Origin of the sequence: Chryseobacterium sp. SIMBA_038 (assembly GCF_046535115.1) — a bacterium.
Lineage (GTDB): Bacteria > Bacteroidota > Bacteroidia > Flavobacteriales > Weeksellaceae > Chryseobacterium.
In genome coordinates, this window is the sequence record NZ_JAWRXH010000009.1 from 36,321 (window position 1) to 50,318 (window position 13,998).

At 34.9% G+C, this 13,998-nt stretch carries 12 protein-coding genes; 8 read left to right on the forward strand and 4 right to left on the reverse strand.

The window, feature by feature from the left end:
* Positions 1 to 59 precede the first annotated feature (59 nt).
* The 6 genes from SB689_RS19675 to SB689_RS19700 all read left to right on the forward strand — a co-directional run bounded on the left by SB689_RS19675 (position 60) and on the right by SB689_RS19700 (position 6,716).
* On the forward strand, positions 60 to 1,361 hold the full coding sequence (locus SB689_RS19675) for a DUF937 domain-containing protein (protein ID WP_410693783.1): 1,302 nt from the start codon (positions 60 to 62) through the stop codon (positions 1,359 to 1,361).
* A gap of 110 nt (positions 1,362 to 1,471) precedes the next feature.
* Positions 1,472 to 2,806 (forward strand): Nramp family divalent metal transporter, encoded by a 1,335-nt coding sequence (locus SB689_RS19680; protein WP_410693784.1) that lies wholly within the window; start codon positions 1,472 to 1,474, stop codon positions 2,804 to 2,806.
* 360 nt (positions 2,807 to 3,166) lie between these two features.
* On the forward strand, positions 3,167 to 3,703 hold the full coding sequence (locus tag SB689_RS19685) for a nucleotide exchange factor GrpE (RefSeq protein WP_410693785.1): 537 nt from the start codon (positions 3,167 to 3,169) through the stop codon (positions 3,701 to 3,703).
* 79 nt (positions 3,704 to 3,782) lie between these two features.
* Entirely contained in the window at positions 3,783 to 4,904 is a 1,122-nt protein-coding gene (dnaJ, locus tag SB689_RS19690; RefSeq protein ID WP_410693786.1) for a molecular chaperone DnaJ, read from the forward strand.
* Between the two features lie 93 nt (positions 4,905 to 4,997).
* Positions 4,998 to 5,678 carry a hypothetical protein gene (locus SB689_RS19695; protein WP_410693787.1) on the forward strand — a complete coding sequence of 227 codons (681 nt, stop codon included), beginning with the start codon at positions 4,998 to 5,000 and terminating at the stop codon, positions 5,676 to 5,678.
* 21 nt (positions 5,679 to 5,699) lie between these two features.
* A complete protein-coding gene (locus SB689_RS19700) occupies positions 5,700 to 6,716 on the forward strand; it encodes a glycoside hydrolase family 43 protein (protein ID WP_410693788.1) in 1,017 nt (338 codons plus the stop codon).
* On the opposite strand, the gene SB689_RS19705 is transcribed toward SB689_RS19700, so the two are convergent.
* Both SB689_RS19705 and SB689_RS19710 read right to left on the reverse strand, forming a co-directional pair.
* Complete coding sequence (locus tag SB689_RS19705; RefSeq protein WP_410693789.1) at positions 6,713 to 7,630, reverse strand: acyltransferase family protein; 918 nt, start codon at positions 7,628 to 7,630, stop codon at positions 6,713 to 6,715. The genes SB689_RS19700 and SB689_RS19705 overlap by 4 nt on opposite strands.
* 4 nt (positions 7,631 to 7,634) lie before the next feature.
* The gene (locus SB689_RS19710; RefSeq protein WP_410693790.1) at positions 7,635 to 8,516 is read right to left on the reverse strand and encodes a DUF808 domain-containing protein; all 882 of its coding nucleotides are present in this window, start codon (positions 8,514 to 8,516) and stop codon (positions 7,635 to 7,637) included.
* A 289-nt stretch (positions 8,517 to 8,805) separates the two neighbouring features.
* Between SB689_RS19710 and SB689_RS19715 the strand changes: the two genes are divergently transcribed.
* On the forward strand, positions 8,806 to 9,816 hold the full coding sequence (locus SB689_RS19715; RefSeq protein ID WP_410693791.1) for a YncE family protein: 1,011 nt from the start codon (positions 8,806 to 8,808) through the stop codon (positions 9,814 to 9,816).
* 118 nt (positions 9,817 to 9,934) lie between these two features.
* On the opposite strand, the gene SB689_RS19720 is transcribed toward SB689_RS19715, so the two are convergent.
* Positions 9,935 to 12,091, reverse strand: a complete 2,157-nt coding sequence (locus SB689_RS19720; RefSeq protein ID WP_410693792.1) for a beta strand repeat-containing protein — start codon at positions 12,089 to 12,091, stop codon at positions 9,935 to 9,937.
* 279 nt (positions 12,092 to 12,370) lie between these two features.
* Between SB689_RS19720 and SB689_RS19725 the strand changes: the two genes are divergently transcribed.
* Positions 12,371 to 13,240: an alpha/beta hydrolase gene (locus SB689_RS19725; protein WP_410693793.1), complete on the forward strand. Its 870-nt coding sequence runs from the start codon at positions 12,371 to 12,373 to the stop codon at positions 13,238 to 13,240.
* Positions 13,241 to 13,284: 44 nt separating this feature from the next.
* Here the strand turns inward: SB689_RS19725 and SB689_RS19730 are convergent, their stop codons facing one another.
* The gene (locus SB689_RS19730) at positions 13,285 to 13,986 is read right to left on the reverse strand and encodes a DedA family protein (RefSeq protein ID WP_410693794.1); all 702 of its coding nucleotides are present in this window, start codon (positions 13,984 to 13,986) and stop codon (positions 13,285 to 13,287) included.
* Positions 13,987 to 13,998 lie beyond the last annotated feature (12 nt).

Below are 13,998 nucleotides of genomic sequence, written 5' to 3' on the forward strand. Positions count from 1 at the left end.
TATATTTGGACAGATTTTTGTTTAATTTTATATCAACATTAATCTCAAAATAATTTATTATGTCTTTAAATGTCATTGATTTAATTAAAGGACAATTAGGTCCTGCTTTGGTCTCTCAGGCTGCATCTCAGCTTGGAGAAAGTGAATCTGGTATTTCAAAAGCAATTGGAGGTTTATTACCTGCGATCGTGGGCGGATTAGCTAATAATTCAGATAATCCTGCTGTTTTGGATGCCATTTCGAATGCTTCTTCCAGTGGAATCTTAGGGAATTTATTGGGTAACTCTGCAAATAGCTCTTGGATAAGCACTTTACTATCTTCCATCTTTGGAGACAAAGTAAGCGGAATAGTAAACGCCATTGCAACGTATGCCGGAATTAGTAATAATTCTTCAAACTCACTATTAAATTTAGTGACTGGAGCTACGCTTGGATCGGTTGGAAAATACGCGGCAGATAACAATTTGGACAAATCAGGGATCTCAAATTTATTGGGTGAACAAAAAGGGATTGTTTCAACATTGTTGCCTGCAGGACTTTCTTTAGCTTCATTAAATATTGGAGACTGGGCGAAAGGTTATAAGTTTGACAATGATGCTGATACAATAAAACAAACGGTACGTGAAGAGCCTAAAGTAGAGGTTACAAGAAGTACGACTCCTGTAGGAACAGACCCGGACAGAAACAATTCTGACGGTGGCGGATCTATCTGGAAATGGTTACTTCCTTTATTATTACTTCTTGCAGCTGGTTATTTCTTATGGAAACAGTGTGAGAAAAAAGAAACCACTACGACAACAGTAGCAACAGATTCAACTGCGGCGCCTGCTGATACGGCAACGACAGTTACGTCAACTGATACTACAGCCGGAGTTGCAGCAGCTAAAGTTGATGAAAACATCGACCTTAACGGTACAGCTCTTAAAGGCTACAAAGGTGGAATGGAAGATCAAATGATCGCTTTCCTAAAATCCGACGGTTATAAAAACGCTGCAGATGATGCTGCTCTAAAAACGACTTGGTATAATTTTGACCACGTAAATTTCAAAATTGGTAGCGCCAATCAACTTGAAGCAGGTTCGGAAGGTCAGTTACAGAATTTAGTAACAATTTTAAAAGCATATCCGGATGCAAAAGTAAAAATTGGAGGATATACTGATAAAACAGGAGACGAAGCTAAAAACTTAAAATTATCTGCTGACAGAGCCAATTTCATTAAAGGCTGGTTAGATAAGCAAGGTGTAGGTTCTCAAGTTGCAGGAGCTGATGGTTACGGAAGCCAATTTGCAACAGTAGATGCAAAAGCTTCTGATGCTGAAAGAGCAGTTGATAGAAAAATGGCTGTAAGATTTGCAAAATAATCTTCATCAACACATATTTAAGATCCCGAAAATTATTTTTCGGGATTTTTTTGTTATATACATTGTATTTTCATTTATTTAATTAAATTTGTTAGTCATTTCTAACATTTATGAATTTGAATTTAAAAAACGCTTGGCGTAAAGATAAAACATCCCACTCTTTATCAGAAGTTTATGCTTCAATAAAAGTCCCTAAAAACGGAAGTTTTTGGAGGAAATATCTGGCTTTTGCAGGCCCCGGATTAATGATTGCTGTGGGATATATGGACCCTGGAAACTGGGCTACAGATATTGCCGGTGGTGCACAATTTGGGTATACTCTCCTATCCGTAATTCTTATTTCTAATATTTTCGCAATGGTTTTACAGCATTTGTCTGTGAAATTGGGTGTTGTTGCAGAAAGAGATCTTGCTCAAGCTTGTAGAGATCATTTTGGTCCGAAAACCAATTTTATGCTTTGGGTATTTTGTGAAATAGCCATTGCCGCCTGTGATCTAGCCGAGGTTATTGGTTCAGCGATTGCGTTGAACTTACTTTTCCATATTCCTTTGACTTGGGGAATTGTGATTACGACTGTAGATGTTTTAATTATACTTTTACTTCAGGCAAAAGGTTTTAGATGGATTGAAAGTATTGTTGGAGGACTTATTTTCATCATTCTAGCCTGTTTTATTTATGAAATTGTAATTTCTCAACCTGCTTTTAACGAAATTTTAGGTGGATTGGTTCCTCAAAAAGAAATCCTGCAAAATCCTGCAATGCTTTATATCGCAATTGGAATTTTGGGAGCTACCGTCATGCCCCACAACCTTTATTTACACAGCAGTATTGTTCAGACCAGAGATTACACCCGTGATACAGAAGGTAAAAAAGAAGCGATAAAATTTGCAACAATTGACAGTACGGTTTCTTTGATGCTTGCTTTTTTCATTAATGCTGCGATCCTTATTTTAGCCGCTGCGACTTTCCATACTACAGGAAATCATGATGTTGCAGATATTCATGATGCTTATAAAATGTTGACTCCAATTTTGGGGGCTTCCATGGCGAGTATTGCTTTTGCGATTGCTTTATTGGCGTCAGGTCAAAACTCGACATTAACAGGAACTCTTGCCGGACAAATTGTAATGGAAGGCTTTTTAAATATTAAACTAAAGCCTTGGTTAAGAAGATTGATCACAAGATTGATCGCAGTAATTCCGGCCTTGATTGTAGCCATTTTGTATGGTGAAAAAGGAACTACGGAATTATTAGTTTTAAGTCAGGTTATCCTTTCTATGCAATTGAGTTTCGCTGTTGTTCCGCTTGTAATGTTTACCAATGACAAAGCAAAAATGGGCGAATTTGTGAATAAACCTTTAATGAAAATCTGCATCTGGATTATTTCATTTGTTATTATTATTTTAAATCTTTATTTATTATATCAAACTTTTTTCGGAGAATAGATTTAAAGGTGAATGGTGAATTGTCAATGGTGAATTGTGAATTGTGAATTTACAATTAAGCTGGAAAAATTGACGATTGACCATTCACCATTCACTTTTTAGCCTCGATAGTAACGGTTACCCCACAGCAAGAAAATGGGAGCGTTGGAGGATTTTAGCGTTGGCGTGCGCTGGCGCGAGGAGTATGAGTGGATAGCGAGATTAAGCTCCTGAAAAATATTTTACCTGAAAAAGGAAACTAATTAAATAGGAAAAATTGACAATTCACAACTCCCAATTCATTCCTAATCCTGCCTTAATGTCCTGATTTTTTCTTTGGCAGTATCTTTGCCAAACAATTCATTAAAATAGTTATTGAAAATGGAAAATCAGGATATCAACGAAGAAAACATCAATACACAACAAGATACAAATACTCAGAACGAAACAGTTGCTGAAGAAAATGTGACAAATACTCCTAGTCCGGAAGAACTTTTGGCAGAAGAGAAAAACCGTTACATCCGTCTTTACGCTGAGTTCGAAAATTATAAAAAAAGAACTTCTAAAGAGAAAATGGAATTTTTCCAATATGCAAATCAAGACATGATGGTATCTATGCTTGGTGTGTTGGATGATTTTGAAAGAGCTTTAAAAGAGATCGCTAAAAACGGAAACGAAGCAGACCTTCAAGGCGTTGAGCTTATTTATCAGAAACTTAAAAATAAACTTACTGAAAAAGGTTTGAAAGTAATGGAAGTAAGAGCCGGAGATACTTTTAATGTAGATCTTCACGAGGCAATTACTCAAATTCCTTCACCTTCTGAAGACTTGAAAGGTAAAATTGTAGATGTTATCGAAACAGGATACATGTTAGGCGAAAAAGTAATTCGTTTTGCAAAAGTAGTAACAGGAAATTAAAAATATAAGCAATGAATAATTGGTAATAATCAATTTTGAATATTACCAATTACCCATTACAAATTACTCATATAAAGACATGTCAAAAAGAGATTATTACGAGGTTCTTGAACTTAGCAAATCTGCATCAGCCGAAGAAATAAAGAAAGCGTACCGTAAAATGGCGATCAAATTTCACCCAGATAAAAATCCGGGAGATAAAGAAGCCGAAGAAAAATTCAAAGAAGCAGCAGAAGCTTATGAAATATTAAGCGACGACAATAAACGTGCAAGATACGACCAATACGGTCATGCAGGAGTTGGCGGAAACGGTGGTTTTGGCGGCGGAGGCGGTTTCGGCGGCGGAATGAATATGGAGGATATTTTCAGTCAGTTTGGAGATATTTTCGGTGGTCATTTCGGCGGTGGCGGTGGCTTTGGCGGAGGACAACAGCAAGTGAAAGGTTCTAATTTAAGAATCAGAATCAAGCTGAACCTTGAAGAGATGGTAAACGGAACCCAAAAAACTCTTAAAGTAAAAAAAATGAAGACGGCACCTGGTGCTACTTCAAAAACGTGTCCTACATGTAACGGTTCTGGTGTTCAGCTAAAAGTTATGAACACAATGTTCGGACAAATGCAGACGCAGACTACGTGTGGAACTTGTCAGGGAATCGGTAAAGTTGCTGATAAAATTCCTGCAGGTGCCAATGCACAAGGTTTAATAAAAGATGAAGAAGAAATCACGATCAACATTCCTGCAGGAGCTAGAGACGGAATTCAGCTTAATGTAAGAGGAAAAGGTAATGACGCTCCTTTCGGAGGTATTCCCGGAGATCTATTGGTGATTGTAGAGGAAGAAGTAGATCAAGTAATTAAAAGAGAAGGTGACAATCTTCACCAAGAATTATATATTTCATTTGCTGAAGCTTCATTGGGAACTAAGAGAGAAATCCCTACTGTTGGCGGAAAAGTAAAGATCACGATCGAACCTGGTACACAATCTGGAAAAATCCTAAGGCTAGCAGGAAAAGGCTTACCAAGCATCGACAGCTACGGAAAAGGTGATATGTTCATCCACATCAATGTATGGACACCGCAAAAACTTACGAAAGAACAAAAAGACTTCTTCGAAAAGCAGATGTCTAGCGGAGAAATGGTTGCAGAACCTTCCGGAAAAGAAAAAACTTTCTTTGATAAAGTGAAAGATTTATTCAACTAAAAATATTTAAAAGAGACTTATTCCAAGTCTCTTTTTTTTATTCCATTAATTTTTTCTTCTATATTTGTTTCTACACTGAATTATTCAATAGTAATGGAGACAAGAACAATATTTTTAAACGCCTGTAATGCGATAGCAGAAAAATTGGATGGTTTTGAAATTTATCAGAAAGGACAGAGACTTAAAAAAATATCCTCAGACAAAGATATGTTTTTCGAGATAAGTTTTGACAGCAGTTTTACGAACAATTCATTTCATGTTATAATCATTCCGCATATCGCTGTTTATTCTAAAAAATTGAAAAAATGGCAGATTGAGAACTTAAAAAATGAATTTTCGAGCGGAGTCGTTTATGCAGAACACCTTGGCTATATAACTCCGTATAACACATGGAAGAGATGGAACCTTGCAGGATTAAGTTTTGAAAAATCAGTGGGTGAAATCTCAAATAATCTCCAAAAATATGTACTGCCTATTTTTGAGCTATTCAATTTAAAGGAAAATGCAATAGAATTTCTTAAAAATAATGGAACCAAATTCAATAAATATTGTGAAGACACTCTAGTTCCACTTGACTTTTTATTATGTTTTTCAAATAAAGAAACATCAGAAATATTTTTTAATAATTTTATTAAAAACTCTGATAATAATGGGAAAATTGTAAGTTTTTATAATAAATTGAAGACAGAAAAAGAGATTGATCTCAACCACTCAGAATTTGTCTCTGCCAATAAGCTAAAGTTGGCGTATGTAAACCATCTTTCAATAAAATAATTTAACCAAGAACTCTTAACCATGAAGAAAATTTTATCTTTTTTATTACTTTCACAGTTGGCATATTCACAGGAAACGCCAAGATATTTATTTGATGATCTCTACTTTGCAGATCCGTCGATTCATATTTTTAATAATAAAATCTACATCTACCCTTCTCATGATATTGATACGGAAGTAAAAGATCCTACAAACGGAGGTCATTACAATATGAAGGATTATCATGTGTTATCAATGGAAAATATTCAGCAGGATAAGGCAAAAGATCTTGGAATTGTTTTAAAATTAGAAGATATTCCGTGGGCAGAAAAACAACTTTGGGCTCCTGATTGTGTGGAGAAAAACGGTAAATATTATCTTTATTTTCCTGCAAAAGATAAAAATGGATTATTTAAAATCGGTGTGGCAGTAAGCAACAGGCCGGAAGGACCTTTTAAAGCAGAAAAAAATCCAATCAAAGGAAGTTACAGCATTGATCCTGCAATTTTAAAAGACAATGGTAATTACTACATTTATTTTGGTGGTTTGAAAGGCGGACAATTGGAAAAATACCGAAACAATAAAGCTCTAGAAAATTCCATTGAACCTAAAAAAGATGAAAATGCCTTATCTCCAAAAGTAGCTTTATTAAACAAAAACATGACCGAATTTGCGGAAGAATCAAGAGACATCCAAATCCTAGACAAAGATGGAAATCCGTTGAAAGCAGGTGATAACGACCGCCGTTTTTTTGAAGGAGCTTGGGTTCATCAATATAACAACAAATTCTATCTTTCCTACTCTACCGGAGATACTCACAAACTTGTTTACGCAATCGGTAGCACACCTTACGGACCGTTTACTTTTCAGGGGGAAATATTGACTCCAGTAGTTGGTTGGACGACTCATCACAGCATCGTTCAGATCGATAATAAATGGTATTTATTTTATCACGACAGCAAACCTTCTGGCGGAAAAAATCATTTAAGAAGTTTAAAAGTAAGAGAACTTTTTTATGATGAAAATGGTCTGATCAAAACAATGAACGGACAGGATTAAAGTAAATATTTCACCTTTCTATTAATAAAAACCAAGAGTAGACTTACAATTAATAGAACTGCAATAAAAATTACAAATTCAAATGAAGGCAAGTGCAGATCAAAAATCCAGTTCATGATTAACGGATGTACCAAATAAATTGCAGTCGATAAACTTGCTAAAATTTTAGAATCCGTTTTAAAAGGCAAATTTTTACAGTATAAAAATACCAGCGGACAAGCAATTAATAAAGAAATCAATAAATCAATACTCTCTTTTTGGTTTAAATGAATGACTTTATAATTTAGAAAAGATTCAAAAATAACAAGAGCGATCGACGCTAAAACTAGCAATAATGAAGGTTTTTGTTTGACATCGATATTCAGTTTTTTAATTAAAAAACCTATTCCTAAAAAGGGAAAACATACAAATAAAAAGTTTCTATAAAACGGATATAAATTCAATGTTGAATCCAGTTCACCTGTAAAATAATGCAGATTTCCAAAAAGCTGAATGGTATAACCGATGCCGAATAAAATAAGAATAATTGCAACCAATACGGAAGTTGATTTTTGTCTTAAAGCAAACAATAGAATTCCAGCAAATAAAGTCCCGATCAGATACCATAAATGGTGATAACCGAAAACAATATTAGTAAAAACCATCCCCTCTTTCCACAACGGAATATAAATTACCGACCATATTGAATAGAGTAAAAATGTTCTTATTATCCATTTTTTCAACTTATCAAAAGTATCAACAAAGTAAAAATAATATCCCGTGATGATAAGGAAAACAGGCACTCCAATTCTAAAAAGTCCGTTGACGAGAACATAACTTAACGACGGATACTCATCTCTCAAAAGATGCATGTGCAAAAAAACGACAAAAAATGCCAGAATTATTTTTAATACATCAATTGATAAGCTTCTCATAAAATTATTTCCTAACCGCTGAAACCACTTTTTTCCCTAAAGTGAAAAGTGCCACAGCTCCCAATCCGCCAACGATTCCAAAAGCAAGTTCTTTCAAGACATCCGGCCATGTTGGAAGTAAATGGTGAAGAAATTCTACTCTGTGTACAAAAATCCCACCAGCTACCATTATCAAGGCAATCGTACCAACTACACCTAAAATTTTAATAACAATAGGCAAAGCCTTCACTAATAAATGTCCTAATGTTCCGAAGAAGCCTTTATCATTACTTTTTTTGATCAATTTAAATCCGGCATCGTCCATTCTTACGATTAAAGCCACAATTCCGTAAACTCCCACAGTAGCAATAAATGCAACCAGACTTGTTACTAAAATCTGCGTAATGAAAGGGTGATTTTCTTCCAAAACAGTTCCCAAAGCAATAATTACAATCTCGATTGACAAAATAAAATCCGTTGTAATGGCCGATTTAACTTTAGCTTTTTCTATTTCTTCAGAGCTTTTTCCGTCTTCTTCAATTTCTTCTACCACTTCATGACCTTTTTTGTCACGGTGAAAAAGAAATTCTATAACCTTTTCAACCCCTTCAAAAGCTAAATATAGTCCTCCAAGAATCAACACATAATTAATTGCCGGAGCATATAACCAATTGAGTAAAAACACGATAGGCAAAATAATCAATTTATTGATAAAAGATCCTTTTGTGATCGCCCATAAAACCGGGATCTCACGTGAAGAAAGGAAGCCGGTAGCTTTTTCTGCATTTACAGCCAGGTCATCTCCTAAGATTCCTGCTGTTTTTTGAGTCGCTATTTTACTTGTAACCGCCACATCATCCATCAAAGCCGCGATATCATCCAAAATTGCAAAAAAACCAGATGCCATATTTTAATGTTTTTTTAATAATTGTTAAAGAGCAAAAATAATTATTTAATTCGACTTTTTCATGATTATTAAAGGTTTTAAGAGACAACTTATTGAAACTTTTATTTGAAGCTTTTTCCCGCTTTTCATTACAATCTTTTTTTTCAAAAAAGGATTTTCATTGCAATCGGGGCTAGGGTTTCAGTCGTCAATTTAAAAATTAGTCGAAACAACATCAACAATTAAAACAACATGTAGATTTAACAAACAAGAAATAATTTCATCAAAAAGGAGACTTTAAAGTACTATTATGAAGATTCTCATTCTATTTTTTTCAATTCTTATTTCAAATTTCGCATCAGCTCAAACAAAATATATTTTAGCATTATCAAAAGCAGATAGAAAAATGGTCGTTTTAAATTACAATACGCTTGAAATTATTGCTAAAATACCTGTAGGAGAAGATCCGCATGAAGTCATAACTTCTGATGATGGCTCGGTTGCGTATGTTGCCAATACTGTTAACGGAACTGCACATGAAATCAATGTTATAGATTTGAAAACTTTTAAACCAATTAAAAATATTGACACCAGACCTTTGTACGGCTCTCATGGATTAGCTTATGTAAAAGATAAACTCTGGTTCACCGCCCAAGGTTCCAAAGCCGTTGGAAGGTATGATATAAAAGAAGACAAACTTGAATGGTCAATGGGAACCGGACAAAATATCACCCATCTTTTGTATGTAACTCCGGATGCTGAACATTTTTATACAACCAATGTAGAATCGGGAACAGTAAGTATTTTCGATCATGTTTTGTTGCAGCCTACTATGCCACCAACCGGAGTTTTACCTCCTAATGCAAAACCGAGATGGGACTGGATTCAAACTTTAGTGAATGTTGGAAAAGGTGCAGAAGGTTTTGATGTTTCTCTCGATGGAAAAGAATTATGGACCGCAAGACCCGACGGACATATTGTAATTGTTAACCTCGAAAAAAGAGAAGTTAAGGCTGATATTGATGCAAAAGTGTTGGGACTTCATCGGTTAAAATTTACTCCAGATGGTAAATATGTTTGTATTGTAAGTGTAAAAACCGGTGAATTGTTATTTTATGACAGCAAAACGAGAAAAGAAATTAAACGAATAAATGCAGGACAAGGCGCTGCCATGCTGATGGATAAAGAAAAAAACCGACTTTTTATGTCTTGTACTCCCAACAATTCTGTCTCTGTAATTGATCTCAATACCATGGAAGTTATAAAAAAATTAGATATTGGCGGAAGACCAGACGGTTTGACGGTTGCTGAATTGAAATAATTAGTTTAAAATATAAAATATTTAACTCATCAAATTAATGGAATAAAAAAGCAAAGAAACATGGAGTTCCTTTGCTTAAAATCTATATAGCTAGCTATTTTTATATACTTTTTTAATATTAAAAATCCTTCATAGTAACATACCATATTCCTCCAAAAATATTTGAAGCTCCTACAATAACTCTTTTACCTGCCGGTATTACGCTTATTGAAGTAGTTCCAGTTACAAATAATGGTGCACCACATACACTTACACTTTGAGTATCACTAGCTGCAACTATATTGATAACTCGTCTTTGCTGAGTAGTAGCTGCAGGTAACTGAACATCACATCCTGAAGTTCTTGGATGAGTAACCCAAATTGTATAGTTAGGAGCATTGGTCTGATCTAAAACATATGTTCCATTATCTCTACTGTTAACATTTATTACTGGATGTGCTACATTGGCAATATTAACTGTACCATCTGCATCAATTGGCGAATCAGCCCATTTAGGCGCTCCCCCAGCTCCGTTTGATGTAAGAATCTGTCCGGCAGTTCCCGGATTACCTCCCGTTGTAGCATTACCCCCTACGTTAAGTTCACTAGCAAGTTGCATAGTACCATTAACATGTAATGTCTCTTGGGGAGTTGATGTATTGATACCTATTCTTCCGGCAGAAGTAATTCTCATACGTTCTAAATAAGAAGATCCTAAAGAGTTTCCAAAGAAGAAATCTTCACCAGTTGCAGTACGTAAACTTCCTATTCCCCAGTTTGCACCCCCACCTGTAGGTCCTGTATTGGAAAATCCTAAAAGAGCAAAATTACCAGTTGCCACTGGAGATGTATTTCTTATTGCCATAATAGATTGCTGATTAGTACCTGCAGGAGCATCGAAAAGTGAAAATCTATTAGCAACAGCTGCTGTACTTACTACATGAAACTTATTCTCAGGCGTTGCAGTACCAATTCCCACTCTATTGTTTGCGGCATCTACAGACAGTGTAGTTCCATCAACAGAAAAAGCATTAGCTGCAGTTCCGTTAAAAGCTAAAGTATGCGCTCCCTGAGTTACAACTCTATTTCCTGTAAGCGTACCATCCGAATTATAAATATTTACACTAGCTGTTGGTGCTGCTGGTGTTTGCCAAGTAGGAGCTGCTCCTGCCCCTGCTGAAGTAAGGATTTGCCCTGCTGTACCAGCACTTCCTGCGGTAGTTGCATTTCCTCCAACATTCAATTCACTTGTAATCTGCAAATCTCCATTAACATGAAGTTTCTTTTGAGGTGTTGCAGTTCCGATACCTGTATTTCCTGTATTTGGTCTTATTGTAAAGAATTTATTATAAGCTCCTCCACTACTGAACAATATATTAAAGTTACTATCAATATTTGTTGTACTATTCTGAATACTCCCCATACCCCAAGTTGCTCCACCACCGTTATAAGAATTAAAGCCCATCAAAGCGGTATTATTAGTAGCTACCGGTGAGGTATTGATAATACGGAACTGAGTTGCTTCGGATGTACCAATTGCCTGAGCTACATCTAGCTTAACTCCAGGTGAAGAAGTACCAATCCCTACATTTCCAGTACTTTGCGTCTGCATCACAACATTACCTGTATTCTTTGCATTAAGAGAAAGGTCTGCATTAGTGTTGGTTCCTATAGACTGAATACCATTCCAACCAATTCCAACTCCTTGAGTAAGGTTATTAGCTAAAATTGAAGCAATCCCTTGAAATTGATTAGTATTAGTAGCATCTACTACAGTTAATTTGTTTGTAGGATTTGTATTTCCTATTCCAACTCTGTGATTAGCAGCATCTACAGATAGTGTAGTTCCGTCTACAGAAAATGCGTTGGCAGCAGTTCCGTTAAATGCCAAGGTATGTGCGCCTTGAGTTACAATTCTGTTTCCTGTAAGAGATCCATCTGAGTTATAAATATTTACAGAAGCAGAACTAGAATTGCTTGGGTTATCTAATTTCACCCAGACAGAACCATTAAAAAAGTAGTACCCTACAGCATCTACATTCACAGTTGTTCCGGTTTGGGTACCAGTACTTACACTGTTAATAAATACCATCGTGGAAGTCGGAGTTCCTGTCATGCTTTGAGCTCTTTGCCTATCTACACGGGGAACCAAAAGACCATCTACATTACTAGAAGTACCTGTAGAATTTGTTGCCGTGACATCTAAAGTAGATTTAGGATCAGAAGTTTTAATTCCTACTTGCGCGTAGGAGAGCGTCCCTAATAGTAATAGGGAGCCTAAGTAAGCTTTTTTCATCTTTCGTTTATGTGTTTGTATTTTACATGGCAAATATATAAAAAAAAATGATTTTTCAATATAAAAATTACGAAATCATCAATATTTTTCAATTATATTAAATTATACGCAATAAAACTTATTAATATTAATTTTTTACATAAATACTGCAATAAACAAATATTTTATATTAGTCTCTAAGTATTGTATTGGGAAAATAATTTTAGCCAACAGTTATGAATGCTAAAAATCATTTATTTTAGCTTTTTCTTTATCTAATATTTTATGTAAATTTAATCTATGAAAAAGCTTGTTCTCAGATATCATTTTTTTGTTTTAGGGTGTATCAGCTTTTTATTAAATTCTTGTAATACAAAATTCAGAGTCTGGGTGGGAACCAATAATCAACAGAAAATATATAACCTAAAATACGGAGAACACAAAAGACAAAAAATGGATGTTTTCTTACCAACAGAGTATTCTGCTGATTCTCCTGTCGTTCTTATTGTACATGGCGGTGCGTGGACGTTAGGAAAAAAAGAACACATGATTCAGGTTCAGAAAATGCTATTTGAAAATAATATTCCGAGCATTAATATGAATTACAGACTGGTTTCAAAATCTAAAAAAATTACGTACCGAGAACAGTTGGAAGATATAAGCTTTGCAATTACTAAATTTAATTCTTTAGCCGAAAAAGCCGAGCTACAACCCAACAATTATATTCTTCTCGGAGAAAGTGCGGGTGCTCATTTAGCATTGCTTTATGGTTATCAACATCCCGATGAGATAAAAAAAATCATTTCCCTGAGCGGGCCAACGGATTTTTATTCTAAAGGTTATTTAAATTCATTTTACTCAAAATATACCTCTCCGACTTTTCAAAAAGTGGTGGGAATAAAATTTGACCGAAAAAATCTGTCTGAAGAATTTCAAAAAGCAAGTCCAATTGCGAATGTTTCTAATGTTCCTACCCTTCTATTTCAGGGAAATACGGATTTCCTGGTTAATCAACATCAGGGATTATCATTAGATTCTGTTCTTACTGAGAAAAATATTCCTCATAAATTAGTCTTTATGAAAAAAACTGGTCATGTTCCACGATTTTTCAATAAAAAGAAAAGAGACAGCATCATCTATCCCAATATTCTTGAATGGATAAAAAAATAACCCACTTCAAAAGCGGGTTATTAATTATTTTATAATGTTTTTATTTATTCAGGATCTTGATCTTGATTTTCATATTTAGAATGATCTTCTTTTTTACCGAATAAGAATTTAACAATTACCGGAAGTGTTGTTACTAAAACGATAATAATGATAATATATTCCAGTTTTTCTTTTAAATTAATTCCAAACTGGTCCATGAATAATTTATCAAGATAATGTCCTGCAAAAATCAATAAGAACGACCAAAGAACAGCTCCGATCACGTTATCTCTTAAAAATTCTTTTTTATCCATTTTCACAATTCCGGCAACCATTGGTGTAAAAGTTCTTACAACAGGTAAAAATCTAGCCATAATAACAGCCAAAGCTCCATGTTTTTCGAAAAAATCATGCGCCTGATACAGATATTTTTTCTTAAACAACATCGTATCTTTCTTTTTGTATAAAGCAGGTCCTGCTTTTACTCCAAAGTAATATCCCACTTCGTTACCAATAATCGCAGCCAGGGCAACCGCCGAAGCCAAAATGGTGGTATCTAAGAAATCGCTCCCTGTAGAGCCGAAAGTCTCTTTGATGATATCAACAGCGTAAATTCCTGAAACAAACAGTAAAGAATCTCCAGGTAGAAAAAATCCTACAAAAAGACCAGTTTCAGCAAAAACAATAAATAAAACAAGCCAAAACCCTCCCATTTTTATATAAAGTTCAGGGTTTAATAAATCTCTCCAGCTATTGAAATCTTCCATATATATTGATAA